General features: G+C 57.6%; 18 protein-coding genes. 16 read left to right on the top strand and 2 right to left on the bottom strand.

Going from position 1 to position 21,920, the window contains the following annotated elements:
* Positions 1 to 70 precede the first annotated feature (70 nt).
* On the top strand, positions 71 to 2,095 hold the full coding sequence (gene rep / locus ABLV52_RS11100) for a DNA helicase Rep (RefSeq protein ID WP_004886858.1): 2,025 nt from the start codon (positions 71 to 73) through the stop codon (positions 2,093 to 2,095).
* A gap of 51 nt (positions 2,096 to 2,146) precedes the next feature.
* Here rep and gppA read toward each other — a convergent pair whose 3' ends face one another.
* Together gppA and rhlB are read right to left on the bottom strand one after the other, a co-directional pair.
* Positions 2,147 to 3,637, bottom strand: a complete 1,491-nt coding sequence (gppA, locus tag ABLV52_RS11095; protein ID WP_348890373.1) for a guanosine-5'-triphosphate,3'-diphosphate diphosphatase — start codon at positions 3,635 to 3,637, stop codon at positions 2,147 to 2,149.
* A 117-nt stretch (positions 3,638 to 3,754) separates the two neighbouring features.
* Positions 3,755 to 5,020 carry an ATP-dependent RNA helicase RhlB gene (gene rhlB, locus ABLV52_RS11090; protein ID WP_023291550.1) on the bottom strand — a complete coding sequence of 422 codons (1,266 nt, stop codon included), beginning with the start codon at positions 5,018 to 5,020 and terminating at the stop codon, positions 3,755 to 3,757.
* 342 nt (positions 5,021 to 5,362) lie between these two features.
* Here rhlB and trxA point away from each other — a divergent pair, with 342 nt between their 5' ends.
* From trxA to ABLV52_RS11015, 15 genes are all read left to right on the top strand, one after another.
* Complete coding sequence (trxA, locus tag ABLV52_RS11085; RefSeq protein WP_002883224.1) at positions 5,363 to 5,692, top strand: thioredoxin TrxA; 330 nt, start codon at positions 5,363 to 5,365, stop codon at positions 5,690 to 5,692.
* 331 nt (positions 5,693 to 6,023) lie between these two features.
* Complete coding sequence (rho, locus tag ABLV52_RS11080) at positions 6,024 to 7,283, top strand: transcription termination factor Rho (RefSeq protein ID WP_002883293.1); 1,260 nt, start codon at positions 6,024 to 6,026, stop codon at positions 7,281 to 7,283.
* 240 nt (positions 7,284 to 7,523) lie between these two features.
* The gene (gene wecA / locus ABLV52_RS11075; RefSeq protein WP_004886849.1) at positions 7,524 to 8,627 is read left to right on the top strand and encodes a UDP-N-acetylglucosamine--undecaprenyl-phosphate N-acetylglucosaminephosphotransferase; all 1,104 of its coding nucleotides are present in this window, start codon (positions 7,524 to 7,526) and stop codon (positions 8,625 to 8,627) included.
* A gap of 13 nt (positions 8,628 to 8,640) precedes the next feature.
* Complete coding sequence (gene wzzE / locus ABLV52_RS11070) at positions 8,641 to 9,687, top strand: ECA polysaccharide chain length modulation protein (protein ID WP_032429045.1); 1,047 nt, start codon at positions 8,641 to 8,643, stop codon at positions 9,685 to 9,687.
* 56 nt (positions 9,688 to 9,743) lie between these two features.
* Positions 9,744 to 10,874 (top strand): UDP-N-acetylglucosamine 2-epimerase (non-hydrolyzing), encoded by a 1,131-nt coding sequence (gene wecB / locus ABLV52_RS11065; protein ID WP_348890372.1) that lies wholly within the window; start codon positions 9,744 to 9,746, stop codon positions 10,872 to 10,874.
* Positions 10,871 to 12,133: a UDP-N-acetyl-D-mannosamine dehydrogenase gene (wecC, locus tag ABLV52_RS11060; protein WP_050534268.1), complete on the top strand. Its 1,263-nt coding sequence runs from the start codon at positions 10,871 to 10,873 to the stop codon at positions 12,131 to 12,133. The genes wecB and wecC overlap by 4 nt, the downstream gene beginning before the upstream one ends.
* Positions 12,130 to 13,197 (top strand): dTDP-glucose 4,6-dehydratase, encoded by a 1,068-nt coding sequence (gene rffG, locus ABLV52_RS11055; RefSeq protein ID WP_044521750.1) that lies wholly within the window; start codon positions 12,130 to 12,132, stop codon positions 13,195 to 13,197. Before wecC ends, rffG begins: the two co-directional genes overlap by 4 nt.
* Positions 13,198 to 13,215: 18 nt before the next feature.
* A complete protein-coding gene (gene rfbA, locus ABLV52_RS11050; protein WP_348890371.1) occupies positions 13,216 to 14,097 on the top strand; it encodes a glucose-1-phosphate thymidylyltransferase RfbA in 882 nt (293 codons plus the stop codon).
* Positions 14,075 to 14,749 (top strand): dTDP-4-amino-4,6-dideoxy-D-galactose acyltransferase, encoded by a 675-nt coding sequence (gene rffC, locus ABLV52_RS11045; protein WP_023291556.1) that lies wholly within the window; start codon positions 14,075 to 14,077, stop codon positions 14,747 to 14,749. The genes rfbA and rffC overlap by 23 nt, the downstream gene beginning before the upstream one ends.
* Positions 14,750 to 14,753: 4 nt before the next feature.
* On the top strand, positions 14,754 to 15,884 hold the full coding sequence (rffA, locus tag ABLV52_RS11040; protein WP_044521751.1) for a dTDP-4-amino-4,6-dideoxygalactose transaminase: 1,131 nt from the start codon (positions 14,754 to 14,756) through the stop codon (positions 15,882 to 15,884).
* Position 15,885: 1 nt separating this feature from the next.
* Positions 15,886 to 17,136 (top strand): lipid III flippase WzxE, encoded by a 1,251-nt coding sequence (gene wzxE, locus ABLV52_RS11035; protein ID WP_032454508.1) that lies wholly within the window; start codon positions 15,886 to 15,888, stop codon positions 17,134 to 17,136.
* Positions 17,133 to 18,209: a TDP-N-acetylfucosamine:lipid II N-acetylfucosaminyltransferase gene (locus ABLV52_RS11030; protein WP_048296403.1), complete on the top strand. Its 1,077-nt coding sequence runs from the start codon at positions 17,133 to 17,135 to the stop codon at positions 18,207 to 18,209. Before wzxE ends, ABLV52_RS11030 begins: the two co-directional genes overlap by 4 nt.
* Positions 18,206 to 19,552, top strand: coding sequence for an ECA oligosaccharide polymerase (wzyE, locus tag ABLV52_RS11025; RefSeq protein ID WP_032454510.1), 1,347 nt, complete (start codon positions 18,206 to 18,208; stop codon positions 19,550 to 19,552). The genes ABLV52_RS11030 and wzyE overlap by 4 nt, the downstream gene beginning before the upstream one ends.
* Positions 19,553 to 19,563: 11 nt before the next feature.
* Positions 19,564 to 20,304, top strand: a complete 741-nt coding sequence (wecG, locus tag ABLV52_RS11020) for a lipopolysaccharide N-acetylmannosaminouronosyltransferase (protein ID WP_085551884.1) — start codon at positions 19,564 to 19,566, stop codon at positions 20,302 to 20,304.
* 205 nt (positions 20,305 to 20,509) lie between these two features.
* Positions 20,510 to 21,895, top strand: coding sequence for an amino acid permease (locus ABLV52_RS11015; RefSeq protein WP_348890370.1), 1,386 nt, complete (start codon positions 20,510 to 20,512; stop codon positions 21,893 to 21,895).
* Positions 21,896 to 21,920: the final 25 nt, after the last annotated feature.

The raw sequence follows: 21,920 nt of genomic DNA, 5'->3' as shown, positions 1-21,920 counted from the left end.
TCAGTCGGTAAATCTCGGCTCCGCTTTCTGCTACAATCCCCACCCCGTTCGAAGATTGAGCAAGACTCCCATGCGTTTAAACCCTGGCCAACAACAAGCCGTCGAATTTGTAACCGGACCGTGCCTGGTGCTGGCGGGCGCCGGCTCCGGTAAGACCCGCGTGATCACCAATAAAATCGCCCACCTGATCCGCGGCTGCGGCTATCAGGCGCGCCATATCGCGGCCGTGACCTTTACCAACAAAGCCGCGCGCGAGATGAAAGAGCGCGTTGGGCAAACGCTGGGGCGCAAAGAGGCGCGCGGGCTGATGATTTCCACCTTCCACACCCTGGGGCTGGATATCATCAAGCGGGAATACGCCGCGCTGGGCATGAAGTCTAACTTCTCCTTATTCGACGATACCGACCAGGTGGCGTTGCTCAAAGAGCTGACCGAAGGGTTGATCGAAGATGACAAAGTGGTGCTCCAGCAGTTGATCTCGACGATCTCCAACTGGAAAAACGATCTGAAAACCCCGGCCCAGGCCGCCGCGGGTGCGAAAGGCGAACGGGACCGCATCTTCGCCCACTGCTATGGGCTGTACGATGCGCATATGAAGGCCTGCAATGTCCTCGATTTTGACGATCTGATCCTGCTGCCGACGCTGCTGCTGCAGCGCAACGAGGAGGTGCGCGAACGTTGGCAGAATAAGATCCGCTACCTGCTGGTGGATGAGTATCAGGATACCAACACCAGCCAGTATGAGCTGGTGAAGCTGCTGGTGGGCCAGCGGGCGCGTTTTACCGTGGTAGGCGACGATGACCAGTCGATCTACTCGTGGCGCGGCGCGCGGCCACAGAACCTGGTGCTGCTCAGTCAGGACTTCCCGGCGCTGCAGGTTATCAAGCTTGAGCAGAACTATCGCTCCTCCGGGCGTATTCTGAAAGCCGCTAACATTCTGATCGCCAACAACCCGCACGTTTTTGAAAAGCGTCTGTTCTCCGAACTGGGATACGGCGCTGAGCTGAAAGTGCTCTCCGCCAACAATGAAGATCATGAAGCGGAGCGCGTGGCCGGGGAACTGATCGCCCACCACTTTATTAATAAAACCAATTACAAAGACTATGCGATCCTTTATCGCGGCAATCACCAGTCGCGGGTCTTTGAAAAGATGCTGATGCAGAACCGCATCCCGTACAAAATCTCCGGCGGCACGTCGTTCTTCTCGCGCCCGGAAATTAAAGATCTGCTGGCCTATCTGCGCGTGCTGACCAACCCGGACGACGACAGCGCCTTTCTGCGTATCGTCAACACGCCGAAGCGCGAGATCGGCCCGGCGACGCTGCAAAAGCTCGGTGAGTGGGCGATGGGCCGCAACAAAGGATTGTTCACCGCCAGCTTTGATATGGGTCTTAGCCAGACGCTGACCGGGCGCGGCTATGAATCACTCACCCGCTTCACCCACTGGCTGCGCGAGATCCAGCAACTGGCCGAACGCGAGCCGGTCAACGCCGTGCGCGACTTGATCCGCGGGATTGACTACGAATCCTGGTTGTATGAAACCTCGCCCAGCCCGAAAGCCGCGGAAATGCGCATGAAAAACGTCAACCAGCTGTTCACCTGGATGACCGAGATGCTGGAAGGCAGCGAAATCGATGAGCCGATGACCCTGACGCAGGTGGTCACCCGCTTTACGCTGCGCGACATGATGGAGCGCGGCGAATCGGATGAAGAGCTGGATCAGGTGCAGCTGATGACCCTCCATGCCTCAAAAGGGCTGGAGTTCCCGTATGTTTACCTGGTGGGCATGGAGGAGGGATTGCTCCCGCACCAGAGCAGCATTGATGAAGATAACGTCGATGAAGAGCGCCGGTTAGCCTACGTGGGCATCACCCGTGCGCAGAAAGAGCTGACCTTTACGCTCTGTAAGGAGCGCCGGCAGTATGGTGAGGTGGTGCGCCCGGAACCGAGCCGTTTCCTGCTCGAGCTACCCCAGGACGATCTGATTTGGGAGCAGGCGCGCAAAGTGATTACTGCTGAAGAGCGAATGCATAAAGGACAGGCTAACGTGGCGAACATTCGCGCCATGCTGGCAAAAGCTAAAGAGAAAGGATAGCGATACGCAGGCCGGGTAAGGCGAAGCCGCCGCCCGGCAATGTTCAGCGTATTACTTCACCTCAAGCATCCAGTGCACATAGCTTTGCCACTGGCATTCCTGTTCGATCAGCTCAGCCCCAAGCGGGTGATTATTCAGCCAGTTTTCCGGCAGCGTCAGGGACAGTTTTTCATCATCGGCCACCAGATTGATGGCGGGCAGCAAATCGTCACGCCGCCGGCTGGCAAAGAGTATCGCCAGTCGCAGCAGGCGACAAAGATGTTCGGCAACCCGCGGCGGGACGGCGTTCTGCTGATGAAGCGATGAGAGGTCGATGGCGTTAGTCTGGTTAAGCAGCAGCGTCGCAATCAGCTTCTTCTGCGCTGGGGTAAAGCCGGGCAGGTCGAGATTATTGACCAGATAGGCCGCGTGCTGCGGCGCGCGCTTAAAATCCACGCTCAGGCCAATCTCATGCAACGCACAGGCGCTGAGGAGCAAATCGCGGCTCAGCGGATCCAGTTCCCAGCAGCCGTCCAGCTGGCTGAGCAGGTGGCTGGCGAGACCAGCGACGCGCTGGGCCTGTTCGGTGTCGATCATAAAACGACGCTGAATATTACGCAGAGTGCGGCTGCGGATGTCCTGTTCAACGGAGAGATGCAGCATGCCATACACCAGCCCTTCCCGTAATGCGCCGCCCGCGAGGGTCATACACTGAATATTCAGTTCGCTGAAGATAGCGATAAGGATCGCCAGCCCGCTCGGAAACACCAGCGCTCGCTCAAGGGTTAAGCCTTCGATCTCCAGCTCTTCCAGGCGTCCGCACTGGATGGCGCGCTGTTTAAGCTGCTGGAGTTTGCTCAGGGTGATCCGCTCATCCATCCCCTGCGCCATCATAATTTCCTGCAGAGCCTGAACGGTGCCGGAGGCGCCAACGCACACTTTCCATCCGTGATAGCGCAGCACATCGGCGATGGGCAGTAGCACCTCACGCGCGGCCGCCTCGGCAAGATCGAAATTCTCTTTCGTCAGGCTGCGGTCGGCGAAATAGCGTTCAAGCCAGGTCACACAGCCCATCGACAGGCTAAATAGCGAGGTCGTTTGCGCGCCGGTGCCGGTCACCAGTTCGGTGCTGGCGCCGCCGATATCGACCACCAGACGCTGATCGGCGCCGCCGGTGGTGTGGGCGACACCCTGATAAATCAGGCGCGCTTCTTCTTCACCGCTAATGACCTGTACCGGACTGCCGAGGATCTCCTGCGCTTTCGCCAGAAATTCGCCGGCATTGACGGCAAGACGCAGCGTGGCGGTGGCCACGACGCGGATTTGCGCCGGCGGAATATCCTGCAGGCGTTCGGCAAACAGGCGTAAGCACTGCCAGCCGCGCTCCATCGCTTCTGCGGAGAGCGTGTTGTCGCTATTCAGGCCGGCGGCCAGACGAACTTTGCGCTTAATGCGGCTCAGCGTCTGGATACTGCCAGCCACCTCGCGCACCACCAACATATGGAAACTGTTGGAGCCCAAATCAATGGCGGCATACAGCGAGGTGGAGCTCATGCTCTTCATCGTTCAGAAGGCTCCCTCGTCGACGGGGCGCTTGTGCCCAATCCGTGTAACTGAGCGGGTTGCCGGGGAAACGCGCCCTGGCAGATTCTGAATGATTGAGCGTATAGCATAGAGTTCTTAACCTGAACGACGACGATTGCGCGGTGGACCGCTGCGGCGCGGGCCGTTGCCTGGACGCGCACGGGTCAGTCGCAGCGGCTTAGGCAGGTCGGTCATCAGCGCGTCCGGGTTGTACTTGCTGACCGGAATTGAGTGACCAATATAGGTTTCGATAGCCGGCAGGTTCAGCGCATACTCTTCGCAGGCGAGGCTGATGGAGTGACCGCTGGCGCCAGCGCGACCGGTACGGCCAATGCGGTGAACGTAATCTTCGCAGTCGTCCGGCAGATCGTAGTTAAAGACGTGGGTCACGGCCGGAATGTGCAAGCCACGAGCGGCAACGTCAGTCGCGACCAGAATATCAAGGTCGCCGCGGGTAAATTCTTCGAGAATCCGCAGACGTTTTTTCTGCGCCACGTCGCCGGTCAGCAGACCTACGCGATGGCCGTCGGCGGCGAGATGGCCCCAGATATCTTCACAACGATGCTTGGTATTAGCGAAGACGATGGCGCGATCGGGCCACTCTTCTTCCAGCAGCGTCTGCAGCAGGCGCATTTTTTCTTCGTTGGACGGGTAGAAGAGCTCTTCTTTAATACGGTGGCCCGTTTTCTGTTCCGGCTCGACTTCAACGTACTCGGCGTTGTTCATTTGTTCGAACGCCAGTTCGCGTACGCGATAAGAAAGCGTCGCGGAGAACAGCATGTTCAGACGCTGAGTGGCCGGCGGCATGCGGCGGAACAGCCAGCGGATATCTTTAATAAAGCCGAGATCGTACATGCGATCGGCTTCGTCCAGCACGACGACCTGAATGGCGCCGAGGTTAATGTGGTTTTGCTTCGCGTAATCGATCAGACGACCGGTGGTACCGATCAGAATATCGACGCCGCTTTCCAGCACTTTCAGCTGCTTATCGTAGCCGTCGCCGCCGTAAGCCAGACCCAGCTTCAGACCGGTGGCCTGCGCCAGCGGTTCAGCGTCCGCGTGGATCTGTACCGCCAGTTCGCGCGTCGGCGCCATAATCAGCGCGCGCGGCTGGTTAACCTGGCGATCGGCGATAGCCGGGTGAGAGAGAAGATAATGAAACGTCGACGTCAGGAACGCCATCGTTTTACCGGTACCGGTTTGCGCCTGCCCGGCGACATCGCGGCCTTCCAGCGTCAGCGGAAGGGCGAGGGCCTGAATAGGTGTGCAATTATGAAACCCTTTCTTTTCAAGGGCTTCAATGACTGCCGGGTGCAGGGCGAAGTCGGAAAACTTCTGTTCTGTTAAATGTGTTTTGCTCATAGTGTGGTAGAATATCAGCTAACTATTGCATTAAGAAAGCGTATCCGGTGAAATAACGTCAACCTTTCGTTGGCGGTGTACGAAATTATTCAAGGTACGTCTACGGTAACTGAACGAATCCAGGATAGCTTAGACCACTAAGCGAGCCGGGAGCGATAAATCTGCAATATGCAGTGCGCGTTCAGGTGACCCTGGCGTCAAAGGGTGGGTCCATGAGGGATCGCGCCATTTGGCAGACCAGAGAATTGAGGTATCCTGAAGAATAGCGTGCATAACGTAGCCGCAGCGCGTCGTTGATGGCTACGACACCAACACACCAGGCTTATTCCTGTGGAGTTAAATATGAGCGATAAAATTATTCACCTGACTGACGACAGTTTTGACACGGACGTACTCAAGGCTGACGGGCTGACCCTCGTCGATTTCTGGGCAGAGTGGTGTGGTCCGTGCAAAATGATCGCCCCGATTCTGGATGAGATCGCTGAAGAGTATCAGGGCAAACTGACCGTAGCTAAGCTGAACATCGACCAGAACCCGGGCACCGCGCCGAAGTACGGCATTCGCGGCATCCCAACCCTGCTGCTGTTCAAAAACGGCGAAGTGGCGGCCACCAAAGTCGGCGCACTGTCCAAGGGTCAGCTGAAAGAGTTCCTCGACGCCAACCTGGCGTAAGCGAATTGCTGTTCCGGCGTCCAGATTCCTATTTTTTGCGGAACTCTGGACGCCCGGCTGGAGTCGTGCTAAGTTAATCCACAGACTTCGTTTTAAACATACCTTGTTTGAATCTTGTTTTACCCGAAGCATCCCGCAAAAAATGCGCGTGAAGCTATTAATTCCGGGCTTTTCACTCATTCCGTCTAGTCGTTTCAGTTCTGCGTTCTTTCCTGTGACCAGGCGACGTACAGACACGAGATGAAGGCCGTTAACAGGCATGGAAGTTCCTGCCATACCATTCACAACATTAAGTTCGAGATTTACCCCGAGTTTAAGAACCCACACCACTATGAATCTTACCGAATTAAAGAATACGCCGGTTTCTGAGCTGATTACTCTCGGCGAAAATATGGGGCTGGAAAACCTGGCTCGTATGCGTAAGCAGGATATTATTTTTGCCATCCTCAAGCAGCATTCGAAGAGTGGCGAAGATATCTTTGGCGACGGCGTACTGGAGATACTGCAGGATGGATTTGGATTCCTCCGCTCCGCAGACAGCTCCTACCTCGCCGGCCCTGACGACATCTACGTATCCCCCAGCCAAATCCGCCGTTTCAACCTCCGCACTGGTGACACCATTTCCGGTAAGATTCGTCCTCCGAAAGAGGGTGAGCGTTACTTTGCGCTGCTGAAAGTTAACGAAGTTAACTACGACAAGCCGGAAAACGCCCGTAACAAGATCCTGTTCGAGAACTTAACGCCGCTGCACGCGAATTCTCGTCTGCGTATGGAGCGTGGTAACGGTTCTACCGAAGACTTAACCGCTCGCGTACTGGATCTGGCTTCCCCGATTGGCCGCGGCCAGCGTGGTCTGATCGTCGCGCCGCCGAAAGCCGGTAAAACCATGCTGCTGCAGAACATCGCGCAGAGCATCGCTTACAACCATCCGGACTGCGTGCTGATGGTGCTGCTGATCGACGAACGTCCGGAAGAAGTGACCGAGATGCAGCGTCTGGTGAAAGGTGAAGTGGTTGCTTCCACCTTCGACGAACCGGCATCCCGTCACGTTCAGGTTGCTGAGATGGTTATCGAGAAAGCGAAACGTCTGGTTGAACACAAGAAAGACGTTATCATCCTGCTTGACTCCATTACCCGTCTGGCGCGCGCCTACAACACCGTGGTCCCGGCTTCCGGTAAAGTGCTGACCGGTGGTGTGGACGCCAACGCCCTGCACCGTCCGAAGCGTTTCTTCGGTGCGGCGCGCAACGTCGAAGAGGGCGGCAGCCTGACCATCATCGCCACGGCGCTGATCGACACCGGCTCCAAAATGGATGAAGTTATCTACGAAGAGTTTAAAGGCACCGGTAACATGGAGCTTCACCTCTCTCGTAAGATTGCCGAAAAACGCGTCTTCCCGGCTATCGATTACAACCGTTCCGGTACGCGTAAAGAAGAGCTGCTCACCACTCAGGAAGAGCTGCAGAAAATGTGGATCCTGCGCAAAATTATCCATCCGATGGGTGAGATCGACGCGATGGAGTTCCTCATTAATAAACTGGCAATGACTAAGACGAATGATGACTTCTTCGATATGATGAAGCGCTCGTAAGGTAAAAAAAGCCAAAAACGCCACGCCTTTGCGTGGCGTTTTCATTTTGGGATTTGTATGATCCAGAGACAGAGAAAGCGGGACGAAAGTTGTCGTATAATGGCGCCGGACAGCAGGCGGAGACAGCTTTAACAGACTAAAATCTATACAATAAATTTGTAATGTTCTGCTTTTCCCCTTCTGGAGTTGGGGCATCATCGCTATACTTCCCGGATTAACTATGCTGAGAGCACATGCGTTGTGAATTTACTCACTGCTATTACTGAATTAATCAGTATTTTCTTATTCACGACCCTCTTTATTTTTGTCGCGCGGAAAGTGGCAAAAAAGATTGGGTTAGTGGATAAACCAAACTATCGCAAACGGCATCAGGGGTTGATTCCGTTGGTCGGTGGTATCTCAGTTTATGCAGGCATCTGTTTCACCTTCGCCATCGCCGATTATTATATTCCTCACGCCTCGCTGTATCTGGCCTGTGCGGGGGTATTGGTGCTGGTTGGCGCGCTGGACGATCGCTTCGACATCAGCGTGAAAATTCGCGCGGTCATTCAGGCCGCGATCGCCGTGATTATGATGATGGCAGGGAATCTGCATCTGAGTAGTCTGGGCTTTATTTTTGGCTCGTGGGAGCTGGTGCTGGGGCCTTTCGGCTTCTTCCTCACTCTGTTTGCCGTCTGGGCCGCCATCAACGCGTTTAATATGGTCGATGGGATTGACGGCCTGCTCGGCGGCCTGTCATCCGTCTCCTTTGCGGCGACCGGGATCATCCTCTGGTTTGACGGTCAGTACAGCCTGGCGATGTGGTGTTTTGCGATGATCGCCGCCATTCTGCCCTATATTCTTCTTAATCTTGGCGCCCTCGGCCGCCGCTATAAAGTTTTTATGGGTGACGCCGGCAGCACCATGATTGGCTTCACCATCATCTGGATCCTGCTGGAAACCACACAAGGTAAAACGCATCCCATCAGCCCGGTCACCGCGCTGTGGATTATCGCTATCCCGTTGATGGATATGGTGGCGATTATGTATCGCCGCCTGCGCAAAGGCATGAGTCCTTTCTCACCGGACCGGCAGCATATTCATCATTTGATCATGCGCGCCGGGTTTACTTCCCGCCAGGCGTTCGTCCTGATCACCCTGGCCGCTGCCCTGCTGGCGCTGGTTGGCGTCGCGGCGGAATATACCCGCATTGTGCCGGAATGGGTGATGTTAATTCTCTTTTTGGTGGCCTTCTTCCTTTATGGCTACTGTATTAAGCGCGCCTGGAAAGTGGCGCGTCTGGTTAAGCGCATCAGACGCAGAATTCGGCGACACAGCGGCAATAATCCGAAACTAACCAAGTAAAGCTGGGGATGTGATGACTCAACCATTACCGGGAGCACAATCAGTGAACGTTGAGAACGAGCTGGATATTCGCGGGCTGTTTCGCGCTTTATGGGCAGGAAAAGGCTGGATAGTCGGCGGTGCTGTACTCTTCGCCGCTATCGTGTTGGTGTACACCTTCTTTGCTCGCCAGGAGTGGAGCGCCACGGCGATCACCGATCGGCCTACTGTCAACATGTTGGGGGGGTACTATTCCCAGCAGCAGTTCTTACGCAATCTGGATATCAAAGCCGACCTGGCCTCGGTGGATCAGCCTTCCGCCATGGATGAAGCGTATAAAGAGTTCATCATGCAGTTGGCCTCCTGGGATACCCGGCGTGATTTCTGGCTGCAAACGGACTACTACAAGCAGCGACAGTCGGGTAATGCTCGCGCCGATGCGGCGATGCTGGATGATTTAATTAACAATATCCAGTTTATGCCAGGCGATGCGGCCAAGAGCGTCAACGACAGCGTCAAACTGACCGCCGAGACCGGGCAGGATGCCAATAATTTGCTGCGCCAGTATGTGGCTTTCGCCAGCCAGCGGGCGGCCGGCCATCTTAACGACGAGCTCAAAGGCGCCTGGGCGGCGCGGACGGTACAAATGAAGGCGCAGGTGAAGCGCCAGGAAGAAGTGGCCGAGGCTATTTTCAACCGCCGGACCCACAGCGTGGAGCAAGCGCTGAAGGTCGCTCAGCAGCATAATATCTCGCGCAGCGAAACGGATGTTCCTGCCGATCAGTTGCCGGATTCAGAGCTATTTTTATTGGGCAGGCCGATGCTGCAGGCCAGACTGGAAAACCTGCAGGCCGTCGGACCGGAATATGACCTCGATTACGACCAGAATCGCGCCATGCTGAGCACGTTGAACGTCGGTCCAACGTTGGATCCGCGTTTTCAGACTTACCGGTATTTGCGAACGCCGGAAGAACCTGTAAAACGCGATAGCCCGCGCCGTGTATTTCTGATGGTGATGTGGGGGATTGTGGGTGCGCTCATCGGCGCAGGCGTGGCGTTATCGCGTCGTCGTGTCCTGTGATTGCGGCCTGTGGTGAAGGGCAAATGACCTTCATCGCCTAATCGAAGAGAATCGATGTGAAAGTACTAACTGTATTTGGCACGAGGCCGGAAGCCATCAAGATGGCTCCTCTGGTCCATGCGCTGGCAAAGGATCCTCATTTTGAGGCGAAAGTATGCGTGACCGCGCAGCATCGGGAGATGCTCGATCAGGTGTTGAAACTATTCTCCATCACCCCGGACTACGATCTCAACATCATGAAGCCGGGACAGGGGCTCACCGAGATCACCTGCCGTATTCTTGAGGGGCTGAAGCCGGTTCTGGAGTCGTTTAAACCCGACGTGGTGCTGGTGCATGGCGATACCACCACCACGATGGCGGCGAGCCTGGCGGCGTTTTACCAGCGCATACCGGTGGGCCATGTAGAGGCGGGTCTGCGGACCGGCGATTTAAGTTCGCCGTGGCCGGAAGAGGGCAACCGTACGCTGACCGGGCATCTGGCGACGTACCATTTCGCCCCTACGGAAACCTCGCGGCAGAATCTGCTGCGGGAAAACATTGCCGACAGTCGCATCACGGTGACCGGGAATACGGTCATCGATGCCCTATTCTGGGTGCGCGATCGCGTTCTGGGCGATGAAGCGCTACGGGAGACCCTGCTGCAGCGCTATCCTTTCATTAGCCACGGTAAAAAAATGATTCTGGTTACCGGCCATCGGCGGGAAAGCTTTGGGCTCGGCTTTGAGCAGATCTGCCAGGCGCTGGCGGAGATAGCCCATACCCACCCTGAGGTGCAGATTGTCTATCCGGTTCACCTGAATCCTAACGTCAGCGAACCGGTGAACCGTATTCTCGGCAATATCGACAACGTGATGTTGATTGAACCGCAGGACTACCTGCCGTTCGTCTGGTTGATGGATCGGGCCTGGCTCATCCTGACCGATTCCGGTGGTATTCAGGAAGAGGCGCCCTCCCTGGGGAAACCGGTGCTGGTCATGCGCGATATGACCGAACGTCCGGAAGCGGTGGCCGCCGGTACCGTCTGTCTGGTGGGCACCGACAGCCAGCGCATCGTGGCGGAAGTCACGCGACTGCTGGAGGATGATGCCGCATACCAGGCGATGAGCCGCGCGCATAATCCTTATGGCGATGGCGAAGCATGTCGTCGAATTTTGTCTGCACTTAAAAATAATCAGGTAACGCTATGAGTTTTTCTACCATTTCAGTGATTGGCCTTGGCTATATCGGGCTGCCAACCGCTGCCGCGTTCGCCTCCCGGCAGAAGCGGGTGGTCGGCGTTGATGTCAATCAACATGCCGTGGAGACCATTAACCGTGGAGAGATTCATATCGTGGAGCCGGATCTGGCGAGCGTGGTGAAGACCGCGGTCGAGCAGGGATATTTAAGCGCCACCACCACCCCGGTGGCAGCGGATGCCTACCTGATTGCCGTGCCGACGCCGTTTAAAGATCGCCATGAGCCGGATATGGTGTTTGTCGAGTCGGCGGCTAAATCCATTGCGCCGACGTTAAAGAAAGGCTCGCTGGTGATCCTCGAGTCCACCTCGCCGGTCGGGTCGACCGAACAGATGGCTGAGTGGCTGGCGGAGATGCGCCCGGACCTCAGCTTTCCCCAGCAGGTGGGTGAAGCGGCGGACGTGAATATCGCCTACTGCCCGGAGCGGGTATTGCCCGGCCAGGTGATGGTCGAGCTGATTAAAAACGACCGCGTTATCGGCGGCATGTCGCCGGTCTGCTCCGCTCGCGCCAGCGAGCTGTATAAAATCTTCCTCGAAGGCGAATGTGTGGTGACCAACTCGCGTACCGCCGAGATGTGCAAGCTGACGGAAAACAGCTTCCGCGACGTCAACATCGCTTTTGCCAACGAGCTGTCGCTGATTTGCGCCGATCAGGCCATTAACGTCTGGGAACTGATCCGCCTGGCGAACCGCCATCCGCGAGTGAATATCCTGCAGCCGGGACCGGGCGTCGGCGGCCACTGTATCGCCGTCGACCCGTGGTTTATCGTGGCGCAAAACCCGCAGCAGGCGCGTCTGATCCGCACGGCCCGTGAGGTCAACGACCACAAGCCGGAATGGGTTATCGAACAGGTGAAGGCGCAGGTAGCTGACTGCCTGAATGCCACCAACAAACGGGCCAGCGAACTGACCATTGCCTGTTTTGGCCTCGCCTTTAAGCCGAATATTGACGACCTGCGCGAAAGCCCGGCAATGGAAATTGCCGCGCAGATTGCCCGCTGGCACAGCGGCACGACGCAGGTAGTTGAGCCCAACATTCACGCGCTGCCGAAGAAACTCGACGGTCTGTGTACGCTGGCGACCCTCGATGCGGCGCTGGCCAGCGCCGACGTGCTGGTGATGCTGGTCGATCACAATGAATTTAAAGCCGTTAGCGGCGACAGCGTCACCCAGGCGTATATCATCGACACCAAAGGAGTATGGCGGTGAGAACCATTCTGGTCACCGGCGGCGCGGGCTTCATTGGTTCGGCGGTAGTGCGGGAGATTATCCAGCACACCGCCGATCGCGTGGTGGTGGTGGATAAACTGACCTACGCCGGCAATTTAATGTCGCTGGCGCCGGTGGCGCAGGATGCGCGTTTCGCCTTTGAACAGGTGGATATCTGCGACCGCGGCGAGCTGGACCGTATTTTCGTGCAGTATCAACCGGATACAGTGATGCACCTGGCGGCGGAAAGCCATGTCGATCGGTCGATTGACGGCCCGGCGGCATTTATTGAAACCAATATCGTGGGCACCTATACGCTGCTGGAGGCGGCCCGTAGCTGGTGGAATACGCTGGCTACGGCGCAAAAGTCGGCGTTTCGCTTCCATCACATCTCCACCGATGAAGTGTATGGCGATCTGCACGGCAGCGATGATTTCTTTACCGAGACCACGCCCTATGCGCCAAGCAGCCCCTATTCGGCCTCGAAAGCCAGCAGCGACCACCTGGTGCGTGCCTGGCTGCGGACCTACGGCCTGCCGACGCTTATCACCAACTGCTCGAATAACTACGGCCCATATCACTTCCCCGAGAAGCTGATCCCGCTGACCATCCTCAACGCGCTGGCAGGCAAGCCGCTGCCAGTGTATGGCAATGGACAGCAGATCCGCGACTGGCTGTACGTGGAAGATCACGCCAGAGCGCTGTATCTGGTGGCGACCCGCGGCGAACCGGGCGAGACTTACAATATCGGCGGTCATAACGAGCGTAAAAACATCGAGGTGGTGGAAACCATTTGCGAATTGCTCGAAGCGCTGGCGCCGCATAAGCCGCAGGGCGTGGCGCACTATCGCGACCTGATCGCCTTTGTTGCCGATCGCCCGGGCCACGATCTGCGCTATGCCATTGATGCCTCGAAGATCGCCCGTGAGCTGGGCTGGACGCCGGCTGAGACCTTCACTTCCGGTATGCGTAAGACCGTGGCGTGGTATCTGGCGAACGAGACATGGTGGCGCCAGGTTCAGGACGGAAGCTATCAGGGCGAGCGTCTTGGACTGCAAGGCTAATCATCTCTGGGGGGAATGATGAAAGGTATTATTCTGGCGGGGGGTTCCGGAACGCGACTGCATCCCATCACCCGCGGCGTGTCGAAGCAGCTGTTGCCGATCTACGATAAGCCGATGATCTACTACCCGCTGTCGGTATTAATGTTGGCCGGGATCCGTGAGATCCTGATCATCACCACGCCGGACGATCTGCGCGATTTTCAGCGCCTGCTCGGCGATGGCTCAGAGTTTGGCATTGCGCTGCACTATGCCGTACAGCCGACGCCGGATGGTTTAGCCCAGGCGTTTATCATCGGCGAAGCCTTTCTTAACGGCGAACCGGTGTGCCTGGTGTTAGGCGACAATATCTTCTTCGGCCAGAGCTTCAGCCCCAAGCTGCGCAGCGTGGCTGCCCGCACGGAAGGGGCGACGATTTTTGGCTATCAGGTGATGGATCCTGAGCGCTTTGGCGTGGTGGAGTTTGATGACAACTTTCGCGCGCTGTCGCTGGAAGAGAAGCCGAAGCAGCCGAAGTCGAACTGGGCGGTCACCGGTCTCTATTTCTACGATGGCAAGGTGGCGGAGTACGCCAAACGGGTCAAGCCATCCGAGCGCGGCGAACTGGAAATCACCTCCATCAACCAGATGTACCTTGAAGATGGCGCACTGACCGTCGAACTGCTTGGACGCGGCTTTGCGTGGCTGGATACCGGCACCCACGATAGCCTGATCGAGGCCAGCATGTTCGTGCAGACCGTCGAGAAGCGTCAGGGCTTCAAAATCGCCTGTCTGGAAGAGATCGGCTGGCGCAACGGCTGGCTGGACGACGACGGCGTCAAACACGCGGCGAAGCGGTTGGAAAAAACCGGCTACGGCCAATATCTGCTGGATCTGCTCCGTGCCCGTCCGCGCCAGTATTGATCCCCTGGAGTGGGAGAACCGCTTCTTTGCCGTTAACAGCGCCGTCGTTCACTTTGACGAGCATGCGCCGCGGCTGACGCCTGAGGCGCTGGCGGGGTGGTCGCGAGTGCAGGCGAAGGTAGCCGCCAGCGACACCGTCCGGCTCGACGCGCTGCAGCAGCTGGGTTTTCAGCTGGTGGAAGGCGAGGTCGATCTGGCGCTACCGGTGGGCAACCCTGCGGATGCGGGCGCCGACGTCGCCGTGGAGGCGGATATTGCGCCACTGCGCGAGCAGGCGGCGCAGGCCTTTGCGATGAGCCGCTTTCGCGCGCCCTGGTATGCTGCCGACGCCAGCGGCCGTTTCTATGCCCAGTGGATTGAAAATGCGGTGCGCGGCACCTTCGATCATCAGTGCCTGATTTACCGCCATCCAGAGGGCGATATTCGCGCCTTTGTCTCCCTGCGCCAGCTCAATGCCACCGAGGCGCGTATCGGCCTGCTGGCCGGACGCGGCGCCGGGGCGCAGCTGATGCAGGCGGCGCGGTACTGGGCCGCTTCGCGCGGACTTTCTACACTGCGGGTGGCGACCCAGATGGGCAACACCGCCGCGCTTAAACGTTATATTCTCAGCGGTGCTAATGTGGAAAGCACCGCCTACTGGCTATACAGGTGACCCCATGATCCCATTTAACGCGCCGCCGGTGGTTGGAACCGAGCTTGATTACATGCAGTCTGCGATGAACAGCGGCAAGCTGTGCGGCGACGGCGGCTTTACGCGCCGCTGCCAGCAGTGGATGGAGCAGCGTTTTGGCACGGCAAAAGCCCTGCTAACCCCTTCCTGCACGGCTTCGCTGGAGATGGCCGCGCTGCTGCTGGATATCCAGCCGGGCGACGAAGTGATTATGCCCAGCTATACCTTTGTCTCCACCGCCAATGCCTTTGTGCTGCGCGGGGCGAAAATCGTCTTCGTCGATATCCGTCGCGATACGATGAATATCGATGAAACGTTAATCGAAGCCGCTATCACCGATAAAACCCGGGCGATCGTCCCGGTGCACTATGCCGGCGTAGCCTGCGAGATGGATACCATCATGGCCATCGCCGACAAGTACAACCTGTTCGTGGTGGAAGACGCCGCGCAGGGGGTGATGTCCACCTACAAGGGGCGCGCGCTGGGCACCATCGGCCATATCGGCTGCTTCAGCTTCCATGAAACTAAAAACTACACCGCCGGCGGTGAGGGCGGGGCGACGCTGATCAACGATCGCACGCTGGTGGAACGTGCGGAGATCATTCGCGAAAAAGGCACCAACCGCAGCCAGTTCTTTCGTGGCCTGGTGGATAAATATACCTGGCGGGACATTGGCTCCAGCTATCTGATGTCCGACCTGCAGGCCGCCTATCTGTGGGCGCAGCTGGAAGCGGCGGAGCGCATCAACCAGCAGCGTCTGGCGCTGTGGCAGAATTACTATGACGCGCTGCTGCCGCTGGCCCGCGCGGGACGTATTGAACTGCCGACGGTCCCGGCTGACTGCGGGCAAAACGCGCACATGTTCTACATTAAGCTGCGCGATATCGAGGATCGCAGCAGGCTTATCGCCTGGCTGAAAGAGGCGGAGATCCTCGCGGTATTCCATTACATTCCCCTGCACAGCTGTCCGGCAGGCGAACACTTCGGCGAATTCCACGGTGAAGACCGCTATACCACCCAGGAGAGCGAGCGCCTGGTGCGCCTGCCGCTGTTTTACAATCTGTCTGTGGTGAACCAGCGGACGGTGATTAACTCGCTGCTGAGCTACTTCTCCTGATATGTCGTTAGCAAAAGCCTCATTGTGGACGGCGGCCTCGACGCTGGTCAAAATCGGCGCCGGGCTGTTGGTCGTCAAGCTGCTGGCCGTCTCGTTTGGGCCCGCGGGCGTTGGCCAGGCCGGTAACTTCCGGCAACTGGTCACCGTGCTCGGCGTGCTGGCCGGGGCCGGGATATTTAACGGCGTCACGAAGCTGGTGGCTCAGCATCACGACGATCCCCCGCGCCTGAAGCAGGTGGTGGGTACCTCGTCGGCGATGGTGCTTGGCTTTTCCACGCTGCTGGCGCTGGTGTTTTTACTGGCGGCGGCGCCGATAAGCCAGGGGCTGTTCGGTCATACTCATTATCAGAATCTGGTACGGCTGGTGGCGCTGGTGCAGATGGGGATCGCCTGGGCGAACTTCCTGCTGGCGCTGATGAAAGGCTTTCGCGATGCGGCGGGAAACGCCTTCTCGCTGATTGCCGGCAGCCTGATTGGCGTGGCGGCCTATTATGCCTGTTACTACTTCGGTGGTTACCAGGGGGCGCTGCTGGGGCTGGCGTTAGTGCCGGCGCTGGTGGTGATCCCTGCGGGCATCATGCTCTGGCGGCGGGGTAATATTCCGCTGAGCGCCCTGCGTCCGCGCTGGGATAACGGTCTGGCGGGACAGCTATCGAAATTTACCCTGATGGCGCTGATAACCTCAGTGACCCTGCCGGTGGCTTATGTGATGATGCGTAATCTGCTGGCGGCGCATTATGGCTGGGAGGCGGTCGGTATCTGGCAGGGGGTGAGCAGTATCTCCGATGCCTATCTGCAGTTTATTACCGCCTCGTTCAGCGTCTATCTCCTGCCGACGCTGTCGCGGCTGAGCGCCAAAACGGATATCACCCGCGAGATAGTCAAGTCGCTGAAATTCGTCCTGCCGGCAGTGGCGGCGGCGAGCCTGACGGTCTGGCTGCTGCGCGATTTTGCCATCTGGCTGCTGTTTTCCGATCGCTTTACCGCGATGCGAGACCTGTTCGCCTGGCAGTTGGTGGGCGACGTTTTAAAAGTAGGCGCCTACGTCTATGGCTATCTGGTGATCGCTAAAGCGTCGCTGCGTTTTTATATTCTGACGGAAATCAGCCAGTTCACGCTGCTGACCGCATTCTCACACTGGCTTATACCGGCGCACGGCGCGGTTGGCGCGGCGCAGGCGTATATGGCCACTTATATTGTTTATTTCGCCCTTTGTAGTGGCGTGTTTTTACTCTGGCGTAAACGGGCATGACAGCACTGATACATGTACTGGGATCGGATATCCCGCATCATAACCAGACCGTACTGCGGTTCTTTAACGACGAACTGGCCGCCGATCCGCAGGCCAGGAGATTTATGGTCGTCGGTGATGAGGCCAGCGTGCGTGATGGGTATCCGGCGCTGGACATCACCTGCTATCCGGGGAAGAAGTCGCTGGCGCAGGCGGTGATTGCGCAAGCCAAAGCCAACCGTCAGCAGCGCTTTTTCTTCCACGGCCAGTTCAATACCGGTCTGTGGCTGGCGCTGTTGAGCGGCGGTATCCGCCCATCGCAGTTTAACTGGCATATCTGGGGGGCGGATCTGTATGAAAACGCGACCAGCCTGAAGTTCCGCCTGTTCTATCCGCTGCGCCGCCTGGCGCAGGGGCGGGTAGGGCGCGTTTTCGCCACCCGCGGCGATCTTAGCTGGTTCGCTAACCGCCATCCGCGCGTTCCGGGCGAACTGCTCTACTTCCCGACCCGTATGGATCCGGCGCTGAATACCCTGGCCGAAAACGCGCCGCGTGGCGACACGCTGACCATTCTGGTGGGCAACTCCGGGGATCGCAGCAATGAACATATTGCCGCGCTGAAGGCTATCCATCAGCAGTTTGGCGATACGGTAAACGTCATCGTGCCGATGGGCTATCCGGCGAATAACGAGGCCTATATCAATGAGGTTCGTGAGGCGGGGGCGGCGCTGTTTAGTCGCGAGCATCTGCAGATCCTCAGCGAGAAGCTTGAGTTTCATGATTATCTGGCGCTGCTGCGCCGCTGCGATCTGGGCTATTTCCTGTTTGCGCGTCAGCAGGGGATCGGCACCTTGTGCCTGTTGATTCAGGCGGGCATTCCCTGCGTGCTCAACCGCGAAAACCCATTCTGGCAGGATATGACCGAGCAGCATGTGCCGGTGCTGTTCACCAGCGATGCGCTGGACGTCAGCGTGGTGCGCGAAGCGCAGCGCCAGCTGGCGAGCGTGGATAAGTCGGGTATCGCTTTCTTCCGGCCGAACTATCTGACGGGCTGGCAGCGGGCGCTACGGTTAGCGGCGGAGGGGCAGGCATGACGTTAATGCAATTTAGCGGGCTGCTGGTGGTCTGGCTGCTGTCGACGCTGTTTATCGCCACCGCCACCTGGTTTGAGTTCCGTCGGGTACGCTTCAACTTCAACGTCTTTTTCTCGTTGCTGTTTCTGCTGACCTTTTTCTTCGGCTTCCCGCTGACCAGTATTCTGGTGTTCCGCTTTGACGTCAGCGTGGCGCCGCCGGAGATTTTGCTGCAGACGCTGCTGATCGCGGTGTGCTTCTACGCGATCTACTACGTGACCTATAAAACGCGGCTGCGTCCGGCATCGCGTGAGGTTACGCGTCGGCCGCTGTTTACCATGAACCGGGTGGAAACCCATCTGGCGTGGGGCATACTGATGGGGCTGGCGCTGCTGTGCGTCGGCATCTTCTTCGCCCACAACGGTTTCCTGCTGTTTAAGCTCAACTCCTACAGCCAGATTTTCTCTGCTGAAGTCTCCGGCGTGGCGTTGAAGCGCTTCTTCTACTTCTTTATTCCGGCGATGCTGGTGGTCTATTTCCTGCGCCAGGATTATAAGGCGTGGATTTTCTTCCTCGTCAGCACCGTGGCCTTTGGTCTGCTGACCTACGCTATCGTCGGCGGGACTCGCGCCAATATCATCATCGCCTTCGCCATCTTCCTGTTTATCGGCATTATTCGCGGCTGGATCAGCTTGTGGATGCTGGCTGCGGCGGGCGTGCTGGGCATCGTCGGCATGTTCTGGCTGGCGCTGAAGCGCTACGGGATGAACGTCAGCGGCGACGAAGCGTTTTATACCTTCCTCTATCTCACACGCGATACCTTCTCGCCGTGGGAGAACCTGGCGCTGCTGCTGCAAAACTATGACAAGATCGATTTCCAGGGGCTGGCGCCGATGATCCGCGACTTCTACGTCTTTATCCCCAGCTGGATGTGGCACGGTCGTCCGACGATGGTGCTCAATACCGCCAACTACTTCACCTGGGAAGTGTTAAACAACCATTCGGGGCTGGCGATTTCGCCGACGCTGATTGGCTCGCTGGTGGTGATGGGCGGCGTCTGGTTTGTGCCGCTGGGCGCTGTGGCGGTCGGGTTGATTATTAAATGGTTCGACTGGCTGTATGAGCTCGGCAACCGGGAGAGCAATCGCTATAAAGCGGCAATCCTGCATAGTTTCTGTTTCGGCGCTATCTTCAACATGATAGTGCTGGCGCGCGAGGGGCTGGATTCGTTCGGCTCCCGCGTGGTGTTTTTCCTCGTGATCTTTGGTATCTGCTTGCTGGCGGCGAAACTGCTGTACTGGTTCCTGGATAGCGTGGGACTGATTCATAAGCGCGTAAAACCGCTTTCGCAACCGCAAGTCTGAGAAGGATGGACATGACTGGGACCATTTCCGCGCCGTTGTACCTGTTAAGAGGGCTGCAGCTCATAGGCTGGCGCGATATGCAGCACGCTCTGGATTATTTGTATGCCGACGGCGTTCTCCGGGAGGGGACGCTGGTGGCGATTAACGCCGAGAAAATGCTGGCCGTAGAGGATAACCCCGAGGTGCGGGCGCTGATTGAGGCGGCGGAGTTTAAATATGCGGATGGCATCAGCGTGGTACGTTCGCTGCGTAAAAAATATCCGCAGGCCCAGGTGTCCCGCGTGGCGGGAGCCGATCTCTGGGAAGCGTTAATGCAGCGCGCCGGCGCTGAAGGCACTCCGGTGTTTTTGGTCGGCGGTAAACCTGAAGTCCTGGCGCAGACGGCGTCCAGCCTGCGCCAGCGCTGGCAGGTGAATATCGTCGGCAGCCAGGACGGCTATTTTGCGCCTGAGCAACGGCAGGCATTGTTCGAACGCATTCGAGACAGCGGGGCGAAAATCGTCACCGTCGCCATGGGGTCCCCGCGTCAGGAGGTCTTTATGCGCGACTGTCGGCGCCTGTACCCGCACGCGCTGTATATGGGCGTCGGCGGCACTTACGATGTTTTCACCGGGCACGTTCATCGGGCGCCGAAGTTCTGGCAGGATCTGGGGCTGGAGTGGTTTTACCGCCTGGTTTCCCAGCCGAGCCGGATTAAAAGGCAGGCCCGGCTGCTACGATATTTACGTTGGCATTACACCAATAAACTCTAATATTCCTCTGCATTCTGGCGAGTTTGTGTCCATTTTCTGTTTAATGTCTTTACTCGCCTGATACTTTATTTGCCATTTCCATAAAATTCATTAACCATTCGCAGGCTTCATACGCGCGGGGGAGACCTGCGCGTCGGCAAGGCTATGAGTTCAGTTAATAACAATAACCGGGAGTACCCGGAATACGGCAAACACAAGAGGATATATGACTGAGAAAAAAGCGGAGCTCCAGCGTGGACTGGAGGCCCGGCATATTGAACTGATCGCCCTTGGGGGGACGATTGGCGTGGGGTTGTTTATGGGGGCGGCCAGTACCCTGAAGTGGGCTGGGCCTTCCGTGCTGCTGGCGTACATTATCGCTGGCCTGTTCGTCTTTTTCATTATGCGCTCAATGGGCGAAATGCTGTTCCTTGAGCCCGTCACCGGCTCCTTCGCAGTGTATGCGCATCGCTATATGAGCCCCTTCTTCGGCTACCTGACCGCCTGGTCGTACTGGTTTATGTGGATGGCGGTGGGCATCTCTGAGATTACCGCCATCGGCGTCTATGTGCAGTTCTGGTTCCCGGAGATGGCGCAGTGGATCCCGGCGTTAATTGCCGTGGGGCTGGTGGCGCTGGCTAACCTCGCGGCGGTCCGGCTGTACGGTGAAATCGAGTTCTGGTTCGCCATGATTAAAGTGACCACCATTATCGTGATGATCGTCGTGGGCCTGGGCGTCATTTTCTTCGGCTTTGGCAACGGCGGCCACTCCATCGGTTTTGGCAACCTGACCGAACATGGCGGCTTCTTTGCCGGCGGCTGGAAGGGCTTCCTGACGGCGCTGTGTATCGTGGTCGCGTCCTATCAGGGCGTGGAGCTCATCGGCATTACCGCTGGTGAAGCGAAAAATCCGCAGGTCACACTGCGCAGCGCGGTGGGCAAAGTGCTGTGGCGGATCCTGATTTTCTACGTCGGCGCGATTTTCGTTATCGTCACCATCTTCCCATGGGATCAAATCGGCTCCAACGGCAGCCCGTTCGTACTGACGTTTGCCAAAATCGGTATTACCGCCGCGGCGGGGATTATCAACTTTGTGGTGCTGACGGCGGCGCTTTCCGGCTGCAACAGCGGGATGTACAGCTGCGGACGTATGCTGTACGCCCTGGCGAAGAACCGTCAGCTGCCGGCGGCGATCGGTAAGGTATCGCGCAACGGCGTTCCGGCCGTCGGCGTGGCGCTGTCTATTCTGATCCTGCTGGTAGGCTCCTGCCTGAATTACATCATTCCTAATCAGCAACGGGTGTTTGTCTATGTCTATAGCGCCAGCGTCCTGCCGGGGATGGTGCCCTGGTTTGTGATCCTGATTAGTCAGCTGCGTTTCCGTCGCGTACATCGGGCAGCGATAGCCAGCCATCCGTTCCGTTCGCTGCTGTTTCCGTGGGCCAACTATTTCACCATGGCTTTCCTGATCTGCGTGCTGGTCGGGATGGGGCTGAATGATGAAACCCGGATGTCGCTCTTTGTCGGCATTATTTTCCTTGCTGCCGTTACCCTGATTTATAAGGTGTTTGGCCTCGGAAGGCAGGGGCAAGTCAATAATACGGCTGAATAAGCGCCAAAACGAACAAAGCATGAGC

The organism is Klebsiella sp. GB_Kp056, from assembly GCF_040064755.1.
In the GTDB taxonomy this organism is placed as follows: Bacteria; Pseudomonadota; Gammaproteobacteria; order Enterobacterales; family Enterobacteriaceae; genus Klebsiella; species Klebsiella quasipneumoniae.
The sequence above is the reverse complement of the archived record's forward strand: the minus strand, read 5'-3'. Positions and strand labels throughout refer to the sequence as shown.

Bases quoted from the DNA above. Each gene is read 5' to 3' on its own strand.
- trxA (WP_002883224.1), top strand. From the start codon at position 5,363: ATGAGCGATAAAATTATTCACCTGACTGACGACAGTTTTGACACGGAC.
- wzxE (WP_032454508.1), top strand. From the start codon at position 15,886: ATGTCGTTAGCAAAAGCCTCATTGTGGACGGCGGCCTCGACGCTGGTC.
- rep (WP_004886858.1), top strand. From the start codon at position 71: ATGCGTTTAAACCCTGGCCAACAACAAGCCGTCGAATTTGTAACCGGA.
- wecG (WP_085551884.1), top strand. From the start codon at position 19,564: ATGACTGGGACCATTTCCGCGCCGTTGTACCTGTTAAGAGGGCTGCAG.
- wecC (WP_050534268.1), top strand. From the start codon at position 10,871: ATGAGTTTTTCTACCATTTCAGTGATTGGCCTTGGCTATATCGGGCTG.
- ABLV52_RS11015 (WP_348890370.1), top strand. From the start codon at position 20,510: ATGACTGAGAAAAAAGCGGAGCTCCAGCGTGGACTGGAGGCCCGGCAT.
- gppA (WP_348890373.1), bottom strand. From the start codon at position 3,637: ATGAAGAGCATGAGCTCCACCTCGCTGTATGCCGCCATTGATTTGGGC.
- rffA (WP_044521751.1), top strand. From the start codon at position 14,754: ATGATCCCATTTAACGCGCCGCCGGTGGTTGGAACCGAGCTTGATTAC.
- ABLV52_RS11030 (WP_048296403.1), top strand. From the start codon at position 17,133: ATGACAGCACTGATACATGTACTGGGATCGGATATCCCGCATCATAAC.
- wzzE (WP_032429045.1), top strand. From the start codon at position 8,641: ATGACTCAACCATTACCGGGAGCACAATCAGTGAACGTTGAGAACGAG.
- rhlB (WP_023291550.1), bottom strand. From the start codon at position 5,020: ATGAGCAAAACACATTTAACAGAACAGAAGTTTTCCGACTTCGCCCTG.
- rfbA (WP_348890371.1), top strand. From the start codon at position 13,216: ATGAAAGGTATTATTCTGGCGGGGGGTTCCGGAACGCGACTGCATCCC.
- rho (WP_002883293.1), top strand. From the start codon at position 6,024: ATGAATCTTACCGAATTAAAGAATACGCCGGTTTCTGAGCTGATTACT.
- wzyE (WP_032454510.1), top strand. From the start codon at position 18,206: ATGACGTTAATGCAATTTAGCGGGCTGCTGGTGGTCTGGCTGCTGTCG.